The sequence below is a fragment of the Methylobacterium sp. A52T genome (assembly GCF_053346095.1).
On record NZ_JBKFBI010000074.1, the window covers coordinates 1 to 20884 of the forward strand.

The window sequence follows — 20884 nt, forward strand, 5'->3', positions numbered from 1 at the left end:
GCGACGGCCCACCCGCGTCGGCCGCGGCGCCCGGCGTCGCGCTGTCCCGCTCGCCGCGGGGCAGCACCAGCCGGAACCAGAAGGTCGAGCCCGCCCCCTCGCGGCTCTCGACCCCGATCTCGCCGCCCATCAGCGACACGAGGTGCCGGGAGATCGCGAGGCCGAGGCCGGTGCCGCCGAAGCGCCGGCTGATCGAGCCGTCGACCTGGCTGAACCGCTTGAACAGTCGGTCCTGCTGCGCCGGCGCGATGCCGATGCCGGTATCGACCACGGAGAACCGAACCGCGTCGCCGGGGCGCCCGTCGGGGGCGACGCCGTCGCCCTCCCGCTCCGCGGTCACCGTGACCGAGCCCTCGGGCGTGAACTTCACGGCGTTGTTCAGCAGGTTGAGCAGGACCTGTCGCAGGCGCCCGGCATCGCCGACCACGAAGGTCGGCAGGGCCGGGTCGATCCGGGCCTCGATGGCGAGGCCGCTGCGGAGCGCGCTGCCCCGCACGATCGAGACCGTGCTGTCGACGGTCGAGGCCAGCGGGAAGGTGACCGGATCGAGGGTCAGCTCGCCGGCCTCGATCTTCGAGAAGTCGAGGATGTCGTTGACGACCGTGAGCAGGGCCGCGCCGGAACTCTGGATCAGCTCCAGGCGCCGCCGGTCCTCGTTCTGGATCGCGTCGCCGTCGAGGAGCAGCTCGGCGTAGCCCAGGATGCCGTTCAGCGGGGTGCGGATCTCGTGGCTCATGGCGGCCAGGAACTCGCTCTTGGCCGCGCTCGCCCGCTCCGCCTCGGTGCGGGCCGCCTCGGCGTCGCGCGTGGCGGTGCGCAGGGCCGCCTCGACCGCCTTGCGCTCGGTGATGTCGAGGTGGAGGCCGACCATCCGCTGGGGCTGCCCGTCGGTGCCGCCGAGCGTCCGGCCCCGCGCGTAGAGCCAGCGCGCGCCGACCCGGAACTCGGCCGCGTAGGGGGTGCCGGACTCGACCGCCCGCCGGATCTCGTTCCAGACATCGGAGACGTCGTCCGGATCGATCAGCGCCGTCCACGCGGAGGCCGAGATCGTGTGGGCGCCGCCGGTCTCCGGCAGGCCGTGCATCCGCGCGCTCTCCGGGCCGAGGACGGCGAGCCCCGTGCGCATGTCCCAGTCCCAGGTGCCGGCCTCCGCGGCGTCGAGGGCGATGTCGAGCAGGCCGCTCGCCTCCTCGACGGCGAGCCGCGCCGTGACGATGTCGTCGACGTCGAGGGCGGTCCCGAGCCACTCCGCCACCGCGCCGTCCGCCGGGTCGAGGCGGATCGGGATCAGCGAGAGCTTGTGCCACCGGTAGACGCCGTCCTGGCGCCGGATCCGCCACTGGCCGCTGTAGCCCGTGCCGGTCTCGACCGCCCGGATCCAGGCCGCCTCCATGGCGGCGGCATCCTCGGGGTGGTTCCGGACGAGGCGCTCCGCGCGCTCGGGCCCGATCGGCCCGTAATAGGACTGGAACTGCGCGTTGGCGTAGGTCGCCTGACCGTCCCCGACCCGCATGGTCCAGACCAGGAGCGGCAGCGCCTCGGCGAGGCCCCGGTAGCGCAGCTCGCTGCGGCGAACCTCGTCCTCGGCGCGCCGGCGCTCGGTCACGTCGATCAGGACGCCGAACAGGCCGGCGCCCGCCCCCTCCCCCCGGGCCATGCCGCGCACGACCACGTCGCGCAGTTCGCCGTCCGGCCGCAGCAGCCGGGCCTCGAAATCGAACCGGACCCTGCGGGCGATCGCGTCGGCGACGATCGCCTCGAGCCGGGCGCGGTCGTCGGGGTGGTAGATCTGCGCGAAGGCGTCGAGATGCGGCGGCGGCGTCGCCGGGTCGCGGCCCGCGATGGCGTAGAGGCTCGCCGACCAGACCGGCTGCCCGTCCGCGAGCTCCACGCGCCAGTTCCCGACGCTGGCGAGCTGCTCGGCCATGGTGAGCTGGTGGTTCGCCGCCTCTTGGGCGCGGGCCCGAGCGTTGATCTCCCGGTGCTGCTCGCGGATCAGCGCCTCGCGGATCGCCGCCTGCGCGATCTCCCGGTCGCGCCGCGCGTTGGCCTCCGTGAGGCGCAGATGCGCCACGACGATTTCGGCGAGGTCGCGGAAGGCGGCCGCATCCTCGGGCGAGAAGTCGGAGCGGGGCTCGGGATCGGCGAGGCAGAGGGTTCCGACCGGCAGGCCCGGCTGGAGGCTCAGGGCGATGCCCGCGTAGAACCGGATCCCGTCCGGCGCGGCGGCCACGGGCAGGTCGCGGAAGCGCGCGTCGAGCCGCGCGTCGGGGACGACCACGAGGGCGTCGCTGCGGATCGTGTGCTGGCAGAAGCTCTCGTCCCGCCGCATCGTGGTCGGCACCCCGGCACAGGGCGTCTTCAGCCACTGGTGCGTGTCGCCCAGGAAGGCCACGAACGCGCTGCGCACGCCGAACAGGCGCCGGGCGGTCCGGCAGACGGCCTCGAAATGCGGTTCCGGCGGTGTCCCGAGGATCGCGAGGGCCTCGAGGGCCGCGAGCCGGTCGCGCTCGTTGTCCGGCTGTGTGCTCACGTACCGTCTCCGGGTGCCGATCGGCCGCGACCGAGCGATGCCGCGCCTAGCGCCGCGTTTCAAGCGCGCCCGCCTGCGGCCGCGTGCCCATGCGCAACCGCGCGGCCTCCAGCGCCCAGACCATGCCCAGCATCATGTAGACGTGGCGCCACTTCTCGATGTCGATCTGGACGGCCTGCAGGAAGAACATCAGCAGCGCCGGCCAGACGATCTGGGCGTGTGCCCGGACCGGCGACGGCCGCGCCAGGAGCCGGAAGCCGACGAGGCCGGTCGCCGCCACGAGGCCGATGAACACGGCCCCGCCGAGCCAGCCGCCGTTGGCGAAGGAGCCGATGTAGGAATTGTGCGGTTCGAGCCCGAAGGTCAGCCGCCAGTGCATCGGCCCCATCCCGAACGGCCGCTCCAGCAGCATGGCGAAGCCGCGGATCTGGTTGCCGAAGCGGCCGGTCTCGCCCTGGTCGTAGTCCTGGGTCAGGGCCGCCCGGGTCTCGAACATCTTGTGGACGTGGTCGACCGAGAGCAGCCCGATCACCGCGACGGTGCCGAGGACGATGGTCGCCAGGGTCAGGAGCACGATGCGGCGGCGCAGGCGCGGGGAGGCGCTGCCGGCGTAGACCGATCCCACCATCAGCAGCACCGCGACGGCGCTCCCGCCCCAGGACCCGCGCGAGAACGACAGGAAGATCCCGGCCACGATGATCAGCAGGCCGGCGAGGGACACGAGCGGCCGGCGCGTGGACCCGGTGAGCAGGCCGTGCATCAGGTAGAGCGCGCCGAGCGTCAGGAACGAGCCGAAGACGTTCGGGTCCTGGAACGTGCCCGAGGCCCGGTCGTACTTGTAGAACAGGTCCTCGATCCCGAGCCATTGCAGGTAGCCGACGATGCCCAGAGCCGCCGAGAACACGCAGCTCGCCGTGTAGGCCTTGAGCGCCAGCTCCATCCGGGCGTGCGTGTCGTCCGCGAAGAACATCGCGAAGAAGATGCAGGTGATCGAGAGGTAGACCAGCTGCACCGTCCAGGTGACCGGGAACTCCTCGTTCAGGTAGGGCAGCAGCGCGGTGACGATGCCCGCGAGGTAGAGGAGCAGGAGCGCCACCAGGGGCACCGCGCCGCGGTGCAGCCGGACGCCGAGGCAGAGCCAGAGCAGGATCGTGGGGATCGCGACCGCGTCGTAGGGCGAGGTCTCCGAGAAGGCGAAGCAGGCGAAGAAGACGAACGCCGCGAACAGCGCCTTGGCCAGCCCCTCGACGGCCGCGATGAGCGGGATTCCGCCCGCCGACCCGGACGGGACCGGGCCTGCGGGCGCTGCGGTGTGGGCCATGGATACGCGGGCTCCGCGGGCCGGTTACGCGGGCCCGCGCCCCCCGTGGCGCCTCGCTCACGGAGAGGGATGAGAACCGCCCCCCCGGGGGGGGGGGCCGGGAAGGCGGCGCCCGTTCAGGCGCGGCAGGCCTCGAACCCCTCGGTGATCGCCGCCGGATCGAGGTTGCGGCCGATGAACACCACCCGGGAGACCCGCTTCTCGTCCTTGCCCCAGTCGCCCTGCACGTCGCCGTCGAGGATCATGTGCACGCCCTGGAAAACGAAGCGCTTCGGCTCGTCGGGGAAGGCCACGATCCCCTTGCACCGCAGGATGTCCGGACCCTGCGACTGGGTGAGGTTCGAGATCCACGGCATGAACTTGTCCGGGTCGACCGCGCCCTCGATCTTGGCCGAGATCGAGCGGATGTCGGAATCGTGATGGTGGTGGTGTCCGGCCTCGAGGAAGTCGGGCTCGACGTCGAGGATGCGGTCGAGGTCGAAGGCGTTGCGCTCGAGGACCGCGTCGAGGGGCACGGCGCAGTTCTGCGTGCGGTGGAGCTTGGCCAGCGGGTTGATCGTGCGGATCTCGGCCTCGACGCGGTCGAGGTCGGCCGGGGAGACGAGGTCGCTCTTGTTGAGCAGGATCACGTCCGCGAAGGCGATCTGGTTCTTCGCCTCCGGCGCGTCCTTCAGGCGGTCGGACAGCCACTTGGCGTCGGCCACGGTCACCACGGCGTCGAGGCGGGCGGCCTCGCCGACATCCTGGTCGACGAAGAAGGTCTGCGCCACAGGGGCCGGGTCGGCGAGGCCGGTGGTCTCGACGATGATCGCGTCGAACTTGCCCCGGCGCTTCACCAGCCCGTCCATGATCCGGATCAGGTCGCCGCGCACCGTGCAGCAGACGCAGCCGTTGTTCATCTCGAACACCTCCTCGTCCGCGCCGACGACGAGGTCGTTGTCGATGCCGATCTCGCCGAACTCGTTGACGATCACGGCGTAGCGCTTGCCGTGGTTCTCGGTGAGGATCCGGTTGAGGAGCGTGGTCTTGCCCGCGCCGAGGTAGCCGGTGAGCACGGTGACCGGGATCTTGCCGGCGGCGGAACCGGGAGCGGCCGGGGCGGAAGCGTTGCTCGTATCGGACATGACGGCTTCTTCGGTGACGGGTGCGGGATCGCGCGGGCCTGGACCCGCGAGCGTTGTCATATTGTAACAAATCCCGTCAAAGGAAGACGGGGCCACACGGTTTCGCGACCGGGGCGCCGGATCGATTGCCTGTCGGACAAGCTTTGCTCTAGGCACGCCGTACCGCCGGAATCTTCCCGCGGCGCGCCATAGAAAAGCACCAGCGACCGCATTGATGTAGGCGTCGTCCGGGCACGTATCGTACTCTCGTCACCCAGCCCGGACTCTCGGTCCGGACCTAGAAGATCATCCGCATGGACGCCCGAAATCCGCTGGACCAGGACGAGGCCGTCGCCGTCCCCGCGCGCGGGCGCCGGTGGCCCGGCCTGCTGGTCGCCGCCGTCCTGCTCGCGGCCGCCCTCGGCGCCGCCGTCGCGTTTCCCGACCGGACCCGCGAGGCCGCCGCGCACCTCGTCGCGGCCGTGACCGGGCTGTTCGCCCCGGGCAACCCCGACCCGGGCATCGACGTGGAGAAGGCCGGCCCGGTGGAGCGGGTGTTCCGGCCCTCCAAGGAGCAGCGCGCCGCCTTCGAGATCCTGCCGGTCGCCAACCTCGTGTTCCGGCCCGAGGGCTCGGCCGAGGGGCGGATCGCCCTCAACGAGGACGACAACGTCCCGGTGGTCTCGCCCTATGCCGGCCGGGTGACGAAGGTCCTGGTCCGCGCCGGCGACGACGTGAAGGCCGGCGACGTGCTGCTGACCCTCGAGGCCACCGACATGGTCCAGGCGCAGAACGACTATCAGGCGGCCGTGAACAACCTGCAGAAGCAGCAGGCGCTCCTGAAGCTCGACCAGACCATCGCGCAGCGCCAGCAGGAGCTGTTCCAGGCCCGCGCGACGGCGCTGAAGGACTACCAGTCGGCCCAGAACGACGTCATCGCCGCCCAGAGCGACCTGAAGACCGCCGAGGGCGCCCTCGACGCGGTGCGGAGCCGCCTGCGCCTGCTCGGCAAGACCGACGCCGAGATCGCCGCCTTCGAGAAGAACGGCACGATGAGCGCCGAGACGCAGATCCGGGCGCCGATCGCCGGCACGATCGTCCAGCGCAAGGTCGGCATCGGGCAGTACCTCTCGGCCTCCAGCGACCCGGTCTTCGTGATCGGCGACCTGTCGACGGTCTGGCTCGTGGCCAACGTCCGCGAGAGCGAGATCCCCAAGATCCGCATCGGCCAGGAGGTCGAGGCGAAGGTGGCGGGCTTCGGCGCGCGGGTGTTCAAGGCCCGGGTGAACTACATGGCCTCCAGCCTCGACCCCGCGACGCGGCGCCTCGCAGTGCGCAGCGAGGTCGACAACCCGGACCGCGTGCTGCGCCCGGAGATGTTCGCCACCTACACGATCATCACCGGCAAGGGTGAGCCGAGCCCGAGCGTGCCGGTGGCCGCCATCGTGTACGAGGGCGACCGCACCCACGTCTGGGTGGCGCGGCCCGACGGCGCCGTGGAGGCGCGCGACATCAAGCTCGGCCTGATCAACGGCGACAACGCCCAGGTCGTCCAGGGCCTGGGCGCGGGCGAGCAGGTCGTCACCCGCGGCGCCCTGTTCATCGACCGGGCGGCCACCGGCGACAAGGCGTCCTGAGCGGGGATCCGGTCCGATGAACGCCCTGATCGCCTTCTCGCTGCGCCAGCGCGTGCTGGTGGTGCTGCTGTTCGTCGTGATGCTCGGCGTCGGCTACGGCGCCTACACGCAGCTCAACATCGAGGCCTACCCGGATCCGGTCCCGCCGCTCGTCGACGTGATCACCCAGAATCCGGGCCAGTCGGCCGACGAGATCGAGCGCTACATCACCATCCCCCTGGAGGTGGCGCTCGCCGGCATCCCGAACGCCCAGGTGGTCCGGACGATCTCGCTGTTCGGCCTCTCGGACGTGAAGGTCCAGTTCAACTACGAGTACACGTACGAGCAGGCGCTGCAGCGGGTGCTCAACCGCCTGTCGCAGGCGCCGACCCTGCCCAACGGCGCCACGCCGCAGATCTCGCCGACGAGCCCGGTGGGCGAGATCATGCGCTACAAGCTCGTCGGCCCGGCGGGCTACTCGCCCATGGACATGAAGACCCTGCAGGACTGGGTGCTGCAGCGCCGGTTCAAGGCGATCCCCGGCGTCGTCGACGTCACGGCCTTCGGCGGGAAGGCGAAGGAGTACGAGGTCGCGGTCGACCTGAACCGCCTTCAGGCCCAGGGCCTGACCCTGGTGCAGCTGACCAACGCGCTGAACAACGCCTCGATCAACGTCGGCGGCCAGACGCTGAACGTGGGGCAGCAATCGGCGGTGGTGCGCGGCATCGGCCTGATCCGCGACATGGACGACATTCGCGACACGATGATCAGCCTCGTCAACGGCACCCCGGTGCTGGTGCGGGACGTGGCGGAGGTGCGCGTGTCGAATGCCCCGCGCCTCGGCATCGTCGGGCACGACAACCAGCCCGACATCGTCGAGGGCATCGTGCTCATGACCCGCGGCGGCAAGAGCCTGCCGACGCTGGAGCGAGTCGAGGCCGAGATCGACAAGATCAACAGCTCCACGATCCTGCCGCCCGACGTGAAGATCGAGCGGATCTACGACCGCTCGGGCCTGATCCACACCACCACCCACACGGTGATGCACAACCTCGTCTTCGGCGTGGTGCTGGTGTTCGTGGTGCAGTGGCTGTTCCTCGGCTCGCTCACGAGCGCGATCATCGTGGCGGCCACGATCCCGTTCGCGCTCGGCTTCGCGATCCTGATCCTCGTGGTGCGCGGCGACTCGGCGAACCTCCTGTCGCTCGGCGCCATCGATTTCGGCCTGATCGTCGACGCGACCGTGATCATGGTGGAGAACGTCTTCCGCCACATCGCCGAGCCCGACCACGTGAAGGGCGAGGACCCGCCCGACGGCCTCACCGGGCGGCTCGGCACGATCGCGATCGCCGGTCGCGAGGTGAACCGGGCGATCTTCTTCTCGGCGACGATCATCATCGTCGGCTTCCTGCCGCTGTTCACGATGACCGGCGTCGAGGGCCACATCTTCGGCCCGATGGCCAAGACCTACGCGTACGCGCTGCTCGGCGGCCTGCTGGCGACCTTCACCGTCTCGCCTGCGCTCTCAGCCCTGATGCTCCCAAAGAAGCTCGAGGAGCGCGACACCCTGATCGTGCGGGTGCTGCGCGTCGGCCACGAGGCGGCCCTGCGCTTCGGCCTGCGCAACCGGATCCTCGCGGTCGCCGTGATGCTGGCGGTTCTGCTGGTCTCGGGCCTCACGGCCCGCAATCTCGGCCTCGAGTTCCTGCCGCGTCTCGAGGAGGGCAACCTCTACGTGCGCGGCACGATGCCGTCCTCAATCTCGCTGGAGGCCGGCAACGGCTACGTTCAGCGCATGCGCAAGATCTTCCAGGAGGTTCCGGAGGTCACCACCGTCCTGTCGCACCAGGGCCGCCCGAACGACGGCACCGACGCCACCGGCTTCTTCAACGTCGAGATCCTGGCGCCGCTCAAGCCGATCGACCAGTGGCGCAAGGGCCTCGACAAGGAGACCCTGATCCAGGACCTCAGCAAGAAGCTGGAGGCCGAATTCCCCGGCATCGAGTTCAACTTCTCGCAGTATATCGAGGACAACGTCCAGGAGGCCGCCTCGGGCGTGAAGGGCGAGAACTCGGTCAAGATCTACGGCAACGACCTCGCGCAGCTCACCAAGACCGCCAACGCCGTCAAGGCCGCGCTCGCCACCGTCCCGGGCGTCACCGACCTGTCGGTGTTCGAATCTCTCGGCCAGCCGACGGTGCGGATCGACGTCGACCGCCACAAGGCCGCGCGCTACGGCCTGTCGATCGGCGACGTGAACACCACGATCCAGGCGGCGATCGGCGGCCAGACCGCGGGCGACCTCTACGAGTACGGCTCCGACCGCCACTTCCCGATGCGGGTGCGGCTCGCCAAGGAGTACCGCTCCTCGCTCGCGGGCATCCGCAACATCGCGGTCGGCGCCCAGAACCCCAACGGCGGCGTGATCCAGGTGCCGCTCTCCGAGATCGCCGACGTCGACCTCGTCTCCGGCGCCTCGTTCATCTACCGCGAGGACCAGCAGCGCTACATCCCGGTGAAGTTCTCGGTGCGCGGCCGCGATCTCGGCAGCGCCGTGCTCGAGGCCCAGCGCAAGGTCGCCGACGCGGTCGACCTGCCGCCGGGCTACCGGCTGGAATGGGTCGGCCAGTTCACCAACCTGAAGGAGGCGGCCGCCCGCCTCAGCCTCGTGGTGCCGATCACGCTGCTGCTGATCGCGCTGCTCCTCTACATCAACTTCTCGTCGGTGGCCGACATGCTGCTGACCCTGTCGGTCATCCCGATGGCGATGATCGGCGGCATCTTCGCCCTGGCGCTGACCGGCACGCCGTTCTCGATCTCGGCGGCGATCGGCTTCATCGCGCTGTTCGGGATCTCGACCATGGAGGGCGTGATCCTGCTCGCCTACTACAACCAGCTGCTCGACGAGGGCTGGAGGCGGCAGGAGGCGGTCTGGCACGCCGCCGTGGTGCGCATGCGCCCGGTGATGATGACCTGCGTGGCGGCCTGCGTCGGCCTGCTGCCGGCGGCCGTCTCCACGGGCATCGGCTCGCAGGTGCAGAAGCCGCTGGCGCTGGTGGTGGTGGGCGGCATCATCCTGGCGCCGAACCTGATCCTCGTGATCGTCCCGGTGCTGATCTCGCTGTTCTCCCGGCGCCGCCCGAACCCGGACGCCCAGGCGCGGCACGCGCACCGGGCCGCCGCGTGAGCCGGCTCACGTCCGCGCGGGCCGATGCGCGGCCCGTTGCAGGGGGGCCACTACGGCCCCGCCGCGCGCGCCGCCTGGGGATGGTCGGATTGACTTGGCAGCGGGTCGCGCCGCTCTACCGAGGTGAGGTTTTCGGGGGCGGGATGGTGAGCTTTGCGCCGAGACGGTGCGGACGGGCGGCCGCGTGGCTGGCGACCTCCCTGGGCCTGTCGGCCTGCGCGGTCGGCCCGAACTTCGTGGCGCCCGAGGCTCCGCCGGTCGGCCGCTACACCAAGGAGCCGCTGCAGAACCCCTCCGCGGCCGACAACATCCGGACCCGGCAGGGCGGCTCAGCCGACCAGAGCTTCGTGTCGGGCGCCGACATCCCCGGCGAGTGGTGGAGGCTGTTCCACTCGAAGGCCCTGAACCGCGTCGTCGAGCAGGCGCTGGCCAACAACCCGACGCTGGAGGCCGCACAGGCCTCCCTGCGGGTGGCGCAGCAGAACGTGCTGGCCCAGAAGGGCACCCTCTACCCGAGCCTGACCGCGACCCCGCAGGTCCAGGGGGCGCTGGCGCCCGGCCTCGACCTGCAATCGCCCCTCAACAACCAGAGCCGGTACCTCTACAGCCTGTCCACGCCGCAGGCGGTGGTCTCGTACAATCCCGACGTGTTCGGCGGGAATCGCCGGCAGATCGAGTCCCTGGAGGCCACCACCGAGAACCAGCGCTTCCAGCTGGAGGCGGCCTACCTGAGCCTGACCGCCAACGTCGTCGCCGCCGCGATCCAGGAGGCGTCCCTGCGGGCGCAGATCGACGCGACCCGCAAGGTCATCCAGGCGCAGACCGAGGTGCTGCAGCTCTACAACAAGCAGCTCTCGCTGGGTCAGATCGCCGGGGCCGACGTGGTGCAGCAGCAGGCCGCGCTGGCGCTGTCGCAGCAGCTCCTGCCGCCGCTGGAGAAGGCGCTCGCCCAGCAGCGCAACCTGCTGACCGCCCTGGCGGGGCGCCTGCCCTCCGACGAGGTCTCCGAGACCTTCGACCTCGCCGCCCTGCGCCTGCCGACCCGGCTCCCGGTGAGCCTGCCCTCGCGGCTCGTGCAGCAGCGCCCCGACGTGAAGGCGGCGGAGGCCCTGGTGCAGCAGGCAAGCGCCAATGTCGGCGTCGCGGTGGCGAACCGCCTGCCGCAGTTCAGCCTGACCGCCACGGGCGGCTCCAGCGCCACGCGGATCGCCCAGATCGCCAACCCGGGCGCGGCGTTCTTCACGATCGTCGGGCAGGCGACGGCGCCGATCTTCGACGCCGGCACCCTGTTCCGGCGCCAGCGGGCCGCCGAGGAATCGCTGACGGAGGCGCAGGCGCAGTACAAGGCGACGGTGATCACCGCCTTCCAGAACGTCGCGGACGCGCTGCGCGCGCTCCAGGCCGACGCGAAGGCCGTGGCCGCCGCCGACGCCGCCGTGAGCGCCACGAACCAGAGCCTCGCGCTAATCCGCAAGCAGTACACGGCCGGGGCGATCACCTCCTCGCAGGTGCTGATCGCCCAGCAGGGCTACCTCTCGGCGCTGGTGACCTCGGCGGCGGCGCGCGCCACCCAGTACGCCGACACCGCCGCGCTGTTCGTGGCCCTCGGCGGCGGCTGGTGGAACCGCGCCGACGTGGCGCCGCCCCCGCCCGAGAAGGACCCGCTGAAGTTCCTCTGACGGGGCCGCCTCAGGTGTACATCGCGATGGCGTCCTGCAGCATCTGGTCGGTGGTGCTCATGACCTTGGTGTTGGCCGTGTAGGCCTGCTGGGTCTCGATCATCTTCGAGAACTGATCCGAGATCCCGGCATTCGACTGCTCCACCGAGCCTGCCGTGATGGTCGCGCCGTTGAGGCCGTAGCTCGGCGTCCCGGACTGGCCGGTCGCGACGTAGGTGCCCCCGTCGAGCGAGGCGAGGTTGTCCTGCATGCCGAACTGCGCCAGCTGCAGCGTGCCGAGGGCCAGGGTGCTGCCGTCCGCGGCCGTGCCCGTGAGGGTGCCGGCGGGCGAGACCGCGAGGCTCGCCAGGGTGCTCGCCCCGGTGGGAACCTGGACGGGGGTCGTCGCCGAGGGGCCGGCGAACAGGTAGTAGCCCGCGCCGTTCGAGAGGTAGCCGCTGGCGTCCGGCGCGAAGTCGCCGCGCCGCGTGTAGCCGGTGTCGCCGGCGAAGGCCGGGCTGTCCGGCGTCCCGGTGTTCTTCTTGACGACGAAGTAGCCGTTGCCCGAGATCGCGAGGTTGGTCGCCACGCCGGTCGACTGCATCGTGCCCTGGATGTTGAGGCTGTTGCGCGTGCTCGGCAGCACGCCGCCGGTCAGCTGCGTGCCGTCCCGGGTCTCGGCCAGCATGTCGGCGAACCGCGTCTCGGTGGACTTGAAGCCCACTGTCTGGGTGTTGGCGATGTTCCCCGAGATGTTGTTCAGGGCCAGCGACTGCGCCGAGGCGCCGGAAATCGAGTTCGAGAGCGCGGTGTAAAGGCCCATCGGGGTCTCCGTTCGCCGGAGCGGCACGGTCCCCGATCCGACGGAGGCCGATAAGGACCCACTATGGTTAACCGACGGTGTGTGACCGCGTGTTGCTGAGCCGGCCCGCGCCGCGCGCGCCATGCCGGCGGACGCGTCACGCCCCGAGGACGCTCAGCACGATCTCCCGCCGGTGCGGCCGGTCGCGGTGCTCGATCAGGTAGATCCCCTGCCACGTGCCGAGCGCCATTGCCCCGCCGACCAGCGGGATGGTCAGGGCCGAATCGGTGACGAGGGTGCGGATATGGGCCGGCATATCGTCCGGCCCCTCAGCGCCGTGGACGTAGCCGGCGTGGCGCGGCGCGAAGCCGTCCAGCGCGGTCATCAGGTCGGTCTGGACGTCGGGATCGGCATTCTCCTGGATGGTCAGCGAGGCCGAGGTGTGCCGGCAGAACACCGTGACGAGCCCGTCCCGGACGCCGCTGCCGCGCACGAACGCGGCCACCGCCGCGGTGAAGTCCGTGAAGCCCGGTCCCGGGGTCGCGACGGTGAGGCGCGCGCTGGCGTGGCGCTCCACCGGACCGGAGGCCAGCGCCTCGACCGGCCCGATCCTGCCCTCCCGGCCCTGTCCCTGCCTCATGTGGTCGTCTCCGATAAGGTCGCGCCCGGCGCGATCTCGCGCTCGCCGCGGGCGAGGATCCGTTCCAGCACGTCGATCCGGTCGGCCTCCGCGGGCGGCTTGTCCCAGCGGATGCGGCTGACCCGGGGGAAGCGCATCGCCACCCCCGACTTGTGCCGGGTCGAGCGCTGCACGCCCTCGAAGGCGATCTCGAGGACGAGCCCGGCCTCGCGGCCGTGGGCGACCTCACGCACCGGGCCGAAGCGCTTGGTGGTGTTGTTGCGGACGTAGCGGTCGAGCTTGGCGAGCTCGGCGTCGGTGAAGCCGTGATAGGCCTTGCCCACCGGCACCAGCTCGTCGCCGCCCTCGGGGGCCTCCCGCCAGACGCCGAACGTGTAGTCCGAGTAGAAGGACGAGCGCTTCCCGTGCCCGCGCTGGGCATACATCATCACGGCGTCGACGATGTGCGGCTCGCGCTTCCACTTCCACCACGGCCCCTTGGGGCGTCCCGGCAGGTAGGGGCTGTTGAGGCGCTTGAGCATCACGCCCTCGATGGCGTCGGCATCCGCGCCGGCGCCGACCGAGGCCGGATCCGCCCGGGCGACCGCCAGGGCCTCCCAGTCCGCGAAGGGCACGAGCGGCGAGATGTCGATCCGCGCGTGGTCGAGGCGCGTGACCAGCGCCTCCAGCTTCCGCCGCCGCTCCGCGAAGGGTTCTGCCCGAAGGTCGTCGCCCTCCAGGGTGAGGAGGTCGTAGGCCCGCACGTGGGCGGGGAACTCCTCCAGGAGCTTGCCCGTCACGGCCTTCCGGTTCAGGCGCTGCTGCAGCACGTTGAAGCTCTGCACCCGCCGCTCGCGGAGGATCAGCAGCTCGCCGTCGAGGGCGCCCGCGAAGGTGATGGCCTCGGCGAGGTCCGGGAACGCCCCGGTGATGTCCTCGCCGGTGCGGGAATAGACCTTCCCAACCTGCTGGCCGCCCCGGTCTAGGCCGCCGACAAGCTGGACGCGGATGCCGTCCCACTTCCACTCGGCCGAGAACGCCTCGGCCTCCAGCTTCTCGAGGTCGGCCTCCTCCTCGATCGGGTGCGACAGCATCGGCGGCCGGAACGGCGCGGGGTTCAGGGTCTCGGGCCGCTCGGCCCGGCCCTCGACCCAGGCGAACAGGGTCTCGAAGGGCGGGGTCAGCCCGTGCCAGACCTCCTCGACGGCGTCGGCGTCGTGGCCGCCCAGCGCGCCGACCGCCGTCTTCGCGAGCCGCGCCGAGACGCCGACCCGCAGGTTGCCGGTGACGAGCTTCAGGAGCGCCCAGCGCCCGGTCTCGTCGAGGGCGTCGAGCCAGTCGGCGAGATGGCGGGGCAGCTCGCGCTTGGGGATGGTCGCGAGGGTTTCCACGACCTCGGCCAGGGTCGGGACATGCGGCGGCGGGTTGTTGTGGCCGGGCCCCGGTTCCCGCGGCGCCTCCGCCGGTCCCGGCCAGATCAGCGCCGTGGTCTCGGCCAGATCGCCCACGTAATTGTGCGAGAGCCGGAACAGCACCGGGTCGATCCGCTCCTCCACCAGCCCCCGGATCAGCGCCGGCTTGGCCTCGCGGAAACTCAGCGTGCCGGTCATGGCGCCCAGCGCGTAGCCGCGCTCGGGATCGGGCGTGCGCGCGAAGTAATCCTGGAGCATGCGCAGCTTGGCGTTGCGGCGCGGCTCGTAGGCGAGGCGGTCGAGGAGATGGGCGAACGCGTTCACGCGGCCGCCTCCGCCTCGGAGGCCGCCTCCGAGGTCCCCTCGACCTCGCCGTCATCGCCGTAGCCGAGCAGGTGCAGCGGTTTCGCCCGGATCCCCTGCGTCCCGCACCAGTGGACCAGCGCGTCCTCCTGGCCGTGCGTCACCCAGACCTCCCCGGCGCCGGTGTCGCGGATGGTGCGGCACAGGTCCGGCCAGTCGGAATGGTCGGAGATCACCAGCGGCAGCTCGACGCCCTTCTGGCGGGCGCGGGCGCGCACCCGCATCCAGCCCGAGGCGAAGCAGGTCACCGGGTCGGGGAACTTGCGGGACCACAAGTCCTGGATCGACGAGGGCGGGCAGAGCACGATCGCCCCGTGCAGGTCCTTGCGCTCGGCGGCCACGACCTTCGGCGTGTCGCCCAGCGGCACGCCCTCCTCCTTGTAGAGCGTCGTCAGCTTCTCCATGGCGCCGTGCAGGTGGATCGGCCGGTCCCAGCCCTCCTCGCGCAGGAGCGCCATCACCCGCTGCGCCTTGCCGAGGGCGTAGGCGCCCACGATGTGGGCGCGCTCCGGGAACAGCGTCACCGATTCGAGGAGCTTGCGGACCTCGCCACGCGTGTCGGGATGGGTGAAGACCGGCAGTCCGAAGGTCGCCTCGGTGATGAACACGTCGCAGGGCACGACCTCGAAGGGCAGGCAGGTCGGGTCCGGCGCGCGCTTGTAGTCGCCCGACACCACGACGCGGACCCCATCCCGCTCGATGGCGATCTGCGCCGACCCGAGGACGTGGCCGGCCGGGGCGAAGCGCACGGTGACGTCGCCGACGCGGAGCGCCGCGCCGAGCTGCGCCTCCTGCCGCTGGCGGCAGAAATCCGCGCCGTAGCGCACCGCCATGATCCGCAGGGTCTCGGGTGTCGCCAGCACCCGGCCGTGGCCCGCGCGGGCGTGGTCGGCGTGCCCGTGGGTGATCAGCGCGCGCTCCACCGGCCAGGTCGGGTCGACGTGGAAGCGCCCGAGGGGGCAGTAGAGTCCCTCGCGGGTCAGGGTGAGGAGATCGCTGGCGCGTATCGGCATCGGGTCCGTGCTGCCGGTGGAGTCCGCCGGTGGCCCCGGTATATAGGCGCCCCCGATCCGGCAGACGCATGGCCTCGCAGCTCAGTTCCGGCGACCTTCTCGCCGATCGCCGCTACCGCTACGCCGAGGCCTGCCTCGCCGAGGGCGACCACGCGGGCGCCGCCGACCTCGCCGAGCAGGTCCTGGAGCGCGCCCCGCGCTACGCGCCGGCCTGGCTCCTGCTGGGCCGGGCGCGCGCGGGTCTGGCCGCCGCCGGCACCGATCCGGCCCTGCGCGACGCGGCAGCGCGCGCCTATGCCCGCGCCCTCGACATCGACCCCGAGGACGGGCTGGGCGTGCGCGCGCATCTCGTCCGCCTGGGCGGCGGCGACACGCTCCCGGTCCTGTCGCCGGCCTATATCCGCGCCCTGTTCGACGGCTACGCGCCGCGCTTCGAGCGCCACCTCGTGGACGGCCTCGGCTATGTCGGCCCGCAGATCGTCCGCGACGCGCTGCCGTGCGTTCCGGAGCGCTTCGCGGTCGCCCTCGATCTCGGCTGCGGTACGGGGCTGATGGGCGAGGTCGTGCGCGACCGGGTCGATCACCTCACCGGGATCGACCTGTCCCCCGGGATGCTGGCGCTGGCGCGGGCCAAGACGGCGCGGGGTCGGCCGCTCTACGAGCGCCTCGTCGAGGGCGACCTCGGCGCCGCCCTGGCCGACCTGCCGGAGGCCTCGGCCGACCTCTGCCTCGCCGCGGACGTCCTGATCTACGTCGCGGATCTCGCGACGTTCCTGGCGCGGGTGGGGCGGGTCCTGCGGCCGGGCGGGCTCGGAGCCGTCACGGTGCAATCCCACGACGGCCCCGGTTCCGTCCTGGGCGAGGACGGCCGCTACGCCCACGCGGAGGCCCACATCGCGGCGACGGCAGCCGCGTCCGCGTTGGAGCTGCTGACGACGAGGCCCGCGGAAGTCCGTCGCGAGGGCGGACGGCCGGTGCCGGGGCGCGTCGTTGTGTTGCGGCGCACATCGGCATGAAACCGCTCCGCTATTCGTCCATTGTCAGTCGACCGCGACTTTACGCGGCGGCTCGATCGGGGGATCAGCATGGCGGAATACGGAAGTCGGACAAGCGGTGCAGCACCGGAGCGGAAGCCTGAACCCCCGGCCGACAAGTCCTTTCCCGCCGATCCGCGAACCCGGATTCCCTTCGCGATCGCCCTGGCGGCGCTCGCGGGCTGCGCCGATTCCATCGGCTTCCTGGAATTCTCGCAGCTCTTCATGTCGTTCATGTCGGGCAACACCACCCGCTTCGGCGTGGCGGTGGCCAACGCCGACTGGGAGAACGTCAGCCGCGTCGCCAGCACGATCTGCATGTTCTGCTTCGGCGCCTTCCTGGGAACGCTGATCGCCGCCTGGGTCGGGCGCTGGCGCCTCGCCGTCCTGCTGACGCTCCAGGCCCTGCTGCTCGCCGGAGGCCTGCTGATGCCCTGGGGCACCTTCGCGTACCCGCTCCACGCCTACCCGATCGTCCTGGCGCTGGGCCTCCAGAACGCGACGCTGCAGGACGAGGGCGGCCGCTCCCTGGCGCTCACCTACGTCACGGGCGCCGTGGTGCGTTTCGGCACGGGCTGCGCCAACCTGCTGCTCGGCACGGTGGCGCCGTCCTTCTGGATCCAGGCGCCGCTCTGGGCCGGGCTGAGCACCGGCGCGGTCGTGGGCGGCCTGCTCGACATGCGCTACGGCGAATCGGCCTTCCTGTTCCCGGCGGCCCTGGCCGCCATCCTGGCGATGATCGCGATCGTCCTGACCATCGCCAAGCCGGGCAGCACCCTGGTGGCGGGCTCCTCCCCGGCGCCCGACGCCAGCCCGAAGGCCGAGGTCATCGACGCGATCCACTGAGACCCGAGCGGGGACGGCGTGGGGTCAGCCGTCGGAATCCCGGACGCTGCCCCGGCCCTGCTTGATCGCGGCGCGGCTCTTCTTCGCGCCGATGCGCCGCTCCTGCGAGCCCCGGGTCGGCTTCGTGGGCCGGCGGATCGGCGGCGGCGGCTTGGCCGCCTCCGCCACCAGATCGACCAGCCGCTGCAGCACGTCGGCCCGGTTGCGCTCCTGCGTCCGGTGCCGCTGCCCGGCGAGGACGAGAACGCCGTCCTTGGTCATCCGCCGCCCGGCGAGCCGCACGAGATTGGCCCGCACCCGCTCGTCGAGGGCGGGCGAGGCCAGCGCCGCCCAGCGCAGCTGGACCGCGGTCTCGACCTTGTTGACGTTCTGTCCGCCGGCGCCCGAGGCGCGCATGAAGGACAGCTCGATCTCGTCCTCGTCGATGGCGATGCGCGGCGTCACCCGCAGGGGCATGGCACCCTCCCCGGCCGCGCGCCCGCGTCGGGTGCGCAGCCCGCAGGCGGGCGGATGCGGATCCGGGGCCCCATCACCATATCTGTCCCGTGCCTCCCGTCCCGTACGCCGCGCCCCGTACGCCGCGCCCCGTACACCGCGCCCCATCGGAGCGATCCCGCCCTCGTGCCGAGCGGAGCCCCGATTCAGGCCGCCTCGGCCGGTGTGCGGGCGCGGAGCGCGAGGGCGTGCAGCCCCCGCTTGAACGCGTCGTCGAGCAGCGCGTTCACCAAGCGGTGCCGCTCGACGCGGCTCTTGCCCTCGAACGCCGACGCGACGATGTCGAGCCGGTAATGGGTCTCACCCCCCGGCCGCGCTCCGGCGTGGCCGGCATGCAGATGCGACTCGTCGATCACGTCGAGCCGCGCCGGCGCGAGCTGCTCCCGCAGCCGCGCCTCCATCCAGTCCCGCAGGGTGCCGCCCGCGCCCGCACCGTCCGTCATCGTGCCCTCGCGTCGTGTCCGTGGGCGCCGTCAAGCCCGATCCCGCGCATGCGTCATCAGGCCCGGTGCCCTTGTGTCTCAGGTCCGCCCCCTCATAATCGGCCCGTCATGGATCTCAACTCGCGCCTGTTCGACAGCATCCGGATCAAGCCGACCTGCGACGAGCCGAAGCCCGCCGCGGAAGCCGGCTGCGAGAGCCCCGGCTGCACCCATCCGGGCCTGTACCGGGCGCCGAAGGGGCGGAAGGCGGAGGGTCAGTACTGGCGCTTCTGCATCGACCACGTGCGCGCCTACAACGCCACCTACAACTACTTCGACGGCATGAACGACGCCGCCGTGCAGGCCTACCAGAAGGACGCGATCATCGGTCATCGCCCGACCTGGGCGATGGGCGTGAACCGGACCGGCGAGGCCAAGCCGGCGGACGAGCCGGTTCGGGACTGGGCCTACGTCGATCCGCTCGGCATCCTGCGCGGCGAGGGCGTCGGCGACGCGCGCCGACGCGCCCGCCAGCCCGAGGAGCCGCGCAAGCCCAAGCACTCGGCGACGGTGCGCCGCGCCCTCGACGTGATGGGCCTCGAGGAGGGCGCCGACACCGCCGCCATCAAGGCGCAGTACAAGGTGCTGGTGAAGCGCTTCCACCCGGACGCGAACGGCGGCGACCGCTCCTTCGAGGAGCGCCTGCGCGACATCATCCGCGCCCACGACGTGCTCCGCGCGGCCGGTCTCTGCTGAGCGGCACGAACGATGCACGCCGGTTCGCACCCAGGATAGGGCAAACCGCGCAAGGCGGCCCTATATGGGATCCATGCCGGTCGGTGGCGCGCGAGCGCGCCGCCGTCTAAGGATGGCTCCGCCCCGCCGCGGAGGCCCGGCTCGACGTCCTTCCGCGCGGATGCTTCACTGTTTGGGAGTGGAGCGCCCGCGCCTCACGAGGTTCCGAATGCTCTCTGACGCTACGCCCGCCGCGCTGCCCGACCGCACCGTCTCCGTCCGCGATGTCTTCGGCATCGACCTCGACCTCAAGGTGCCGGCCTTCGCCGAGCCCGAGGAGCACGTGCCGGACGTCGACCCGGACTACATCTTCGACCGGGAGACGACGCTCGCGATCCTGGCCGGCTTCGCCCGCAACCGCCGCGTGATGGTCACCGGCTATCACGGCACCGGCAAGTCGACCCATATCGAGCAGGTCGCCGCCCGGCTGAACTGGCCGTGCATCCGGATCAACCTCGACAGCCACGTCTCGCGCATCGACCTCGTCGGCAAGGACGCCATCGTCCTGCAGGACGGCAAGCAGGTCACCGCCTTCCAGGATGGGATCCTCCCCTGGGCGCTGCAGAACAACGTCGCGCTCGTGTTCGACGAGTACGACGCCGGCCGCCCGGACGTGATGTTCGTGATCCAGCGCGTGCTGGAGCTCTCGGGCCGGCTGACGCTCCTCGATCAGAAGCGCGTGATCCGCCCGCACCCGGCCTTCCGGCTGTTCGCCACCGCCAACACGGTGGGCCTCGGCGACACGTCGGGCCTCTACCACGGCACGCAGCAGATCAATCAGGGCCAGATGGACCGCTGGTCGATCGTCACCACGCTCAACTACCTGCCGCACGACCGCGAGGTCGACATCGTGCTCTCGAAGGCGACCCATTACCGGGGCGACCAGGGCCGCGACATCGTCAACCGGATGGTGCGCGTGGCGGACCTCACCCGCAACGCCTTCATGAATGGCGACCTCTCCACCGTCATGAGCCCGCGCACGGTGATTACCTGGGCCGAGAACGCCGACATCTTCAAGGATATCGGCTTCGCCTTCCGGGTGACGTTCCTCAACAAGTGCGATGAGCTGGAGCGGACGCTGGTGGCCGAGTTCTACCAGCGCGCCTTCGGCAAGGAGCTGCCCGAGAGCGCGGTGAACGTCGCGCTGAGCTGACCCGCATGGAGGACGCGATGGCGCATCCGGCCCCGACGCGCGAGGACGCCCCGGCGACTGCGCACGCGCGGGGACGGACCTGCCACGCGGACGATCTCTACACCTGGGTTCAGGAGCAGGTGGCACTGCTCCGCGCCGGCCGGGTGGACGCGCTCGACCTCGAGAATATCGCCGAGGAGCTGAGCGACGTGGGCCTGAGTGAGTATTACCGGCTCCAGAGTGCGGTTGAGATCATTATCCTTCACATGCTGAAGTGGGACCATCAGCCGGAACGGCGAAGCCGCAGTTGGGCACTCAGCATCGCCGAGCATCGGGAGCGCGCCACGATCCAATTGCGGAAGAGCCCGGGCCTGAAGTCGAGCCTCAATGAGATTCGGCACGACAGCTTCCGGCTCGGTCGCCTCGGGGCAGCCCGGCAGATGAAGCGCTCGCCCAAAACCCTGCCCGCGGACTGTCCCTACAGCTGGGATGAGATCCTGAACCGCCCCTTCGCGTTCGAGGACGACCGGTAG

At 71.2% G+C, this 20884-nt stretch carries 17 protein-coding genes; 8 read left to right on the forward strand and 9 right to left on the reverse strand.

Annotation, left to right across the window (positions count from 1 at the left end; genetic code table 11):
* From ACLBYE_RS17935 to ACLBYE_RS17945, 3 genes are all read right to left on the reverse strand, one after another.
* On the reverse strand, positions 1-2533 hold a 2533-nt coding region (locus tag ACLBYE_RS17935), incomplete at its 3' end, for an ATP-binding protein (RefSeq protein WP_447695221.1).
* A 46-nt stretch (positions 2534-2579) separates the two neighbouring features.
* Positions 2580-3854: an O-antigen ligase family protein gene (locus tag ACLBYE_RS17940; RefSeq protein ID WP_447695222.1), complete on the reverse strand. Its 1275-nt coding sequence runs from the start codon at positions 3852-3854 to the stop codon at positions 2580-2582.
* Between the two features lie 116 nt (positions 3855-3970).
* Positions 3971-4978: a CobW family GTP-binding protein gene (locus tag ACLBYE_RS17945; RefSeq protein ID WP_447695223.1), complete on the reverse strand. Its 1008-nt coding sequence runs from the start codon at positions 4976-4978 to the stop codon at positions 3971-3973.
* A 293-nt stretch (positions 4979-5271) separates the two neighbouring features.
* On the opposite strand from ACLBYE_RS17945, the gene ACLBYE_RS17950 reads away from it, so the two are divergent.
* From ACLBYE_RS17950 to ACLBYE_RS17960, 3 genes are all read left to right on the forward strand, one after another.
* A complete protein-coding gene (locus tag ACLBYE_RS17950; protein WP_447695224.1) occupies positions 5272-6594 on the forward strand; it encodes an efflux RND transporter periplasmic adaptor subunit in 1323 nt (440 codons plus the stop codon).
* A gap of 16 nt (positions 6595-6610) precedes the next feature.
* On the forward strand, positions 6611-9760 hold the full coding sequence (locus ACLBYE_RS17955) for an efflux RND transporter permease subunit (protein ID WP_447695225.1): 3150 nt from the start codon (positions 6611-6613) through the stop codon (positions 9758-9760).
* Between the two features lie 143 nt (positions 9761-9903).
* The gene (locus ACLBYE_RS17960; RefSeq protein WP_447695226.1) at positions 9904-11439 is read left to right on the forward strand and encodes an efflux transporter outer membrane subunit; all 1536 of its coding nucleotides are present in this window, start codon (positions 9904-9906) and stop codon (positions 11437-11439) included.
* A 10-nt stretch (positions 11440-11449) separates the two neighbouring features.
* Here the strand turns inward: ACLBYE_RS17960 and ACLBYE_RS17965 are convergent, their stop codons facing one another.
* From ACLBYE_RS17965 to ACLBYE_RS17980, 4 genes are all read right to left on the reverse strand, one after another.
* The gene (locus tag ACLBYE_RS17965; protein WP_056525841.1) at positions 11450-12241 is read right to left on the reverse strand and encodes a flagellar hook basal-body protein; all 792 of its coding nucleotides are present in this window, start codon (positions 12239-12241) and stop codon (positions 11450-11452) included.
* Between the two features lie 136 nt (positions 12242-12377).
* Complete coding sequence (locus ACLBYE_RS17970) at positions 12378-12860, reverse strand: secondary thiamine-phosphate synthase enzyme YjbQ (RefSeq protein ID WP_447695227.1); 483 nt, start codon at positions 12858-12860, stop codon at positions 12378-12380.
* On the reverse strand, positions 12857-14575 hold the full coding sequence (locus ACLBYE_RS17975) for a cisplatin damage response ATP-dependent DNA ligase (RefSeq protein ID WP_447695228.1): 1719 nt from the start codon (positions 14573-14575) through the stop codon (positions 12857-12859). The genes ACLBYE_RS17970 and ACLBYE_RS17975 overlap by 4 nt, the downstream gene beginning before the upstream one ends.
* Positions 14572-15627: a ligase-associated DNA damage response exonuclease gene (locus ACLBYE_RS17980; protein WP_447695229.1), complete on the reverse strand. Its 1056-nt coding sequence runs from the start codon at positions 15625-15627 to the stop codon at positions 14572-14574. The genes ACLBYE_RS17975 and ACLBYE_RS17980 overlap by 4 nt, the downstream gene beginning before the upstream one ends.
* A gap of 68 nt (positions 15628-15695) precedes the next feature.
* Here ACLBYE_RS17980 and ACLBYE_RS17985 point away from each other — a divergent pair, with 68 nt between their 5' ends.
* Both ACLBYE_RS17985 and ACLBYE_RS17990 read left to right on the forward strand, forming a co-directional pair.
* Complete coding sequence (locus ACLBYE_RS17985) at positions 15696-16643, forward strand: class I SAM-dependent DNA methyltransferase (protein ID WP_447695230.1); 948 nt, start codon at positions 15696-15698, stop codon at positions 16641-16643.
* A 69-nt stretch (positions 16644-16712) separates the two neighbouring features.
* Positions 16713-17507, forward strand: coding sequence for a YoaK family protein (locus ACLBYE_RS17990; protein WP_447695231.1), 795 nt, complete (start codon positions 16713-16715; stop codon positions 17505-17507).
* 24 nt (positions 17508-17531) lie between these two features.
* Here the strand turns inward: ACLBYE_RS17990 and arfB are convergent, their stop codons facing one another.
* Both arfB and ACLBYE_RS18000 read right to left on the reverse strand, forming a co-directional pair.
* The gene (gene arfB, locus ACLBYE_RS17995) at positions 17532-17963 is read right to left on the reverse strand and encodes an alternative ribosome rescue aminoacyl-tRNA hydrolase ArfB (protein ID WP_056525821.1); all 432 of its coding nucleotides are present in this window, start codon (positions 17961-17963) and stop codon (positions 17532-17534) included.
* A 185-nt stretch (positions 17964-18148) separates the two neighbouring features.
* On the reverse strand, positions 18149-18445 hold the full coding sequence (locus tag ACLBYE_RS18000) for a BolA family protein (RefSeq protein WP_020092683.1): 297 nt from the start codon (positions 18443-18445) through the stop codon (positions 18149-18151).
* A 108-nt stretch (positions 18446-18553) separates the two neighbouring features.
* On the opposite strand from ACLBYE_RS18000, the gene ACLBYE_RS18005 reads away from it, so the two are divergent.
* The 3 genes from ACLBYE_RS18005 (at position 18554) to ACLBYE_RS18015 (ending at position 20884) form a co-directional block, all read left to right on the forward strand.
* Entirely contained in the window at positions 18554-19180 is a 627-nt protein-coding gene (locus ACLBYE_RS18005; RefSeq protein ID WP_447695232.1) for a J domain-containing protein, read from the forward strand.
* A gap of 208 nt (positions 19181-19388) precedes the next feature.
* On the forward strand, positions 19389-20372 hold the full coding sequence (cobS, locus tag ACLBYE_RS18010) for a cobaltochelatase subunit CobS (RefSeq protein ID WP_012320633.1): 984 nt from the start codon (positions 19389-19391) through the stop codon (positions 20370-20372).
* A gap of 5 nt (positions 20373-20377) precedes the next feature.
* The gene (locus ACLBYE_RS18015) at positions 20378-20884 is read left to right on the forward strand and encodes a DUF29 domain-containing protein (protein WP_447695233.1); all 507 of its coding nucleotides are present in this window, start codon (positions 20378-20380) and stop codon (positions 20882-20884) included.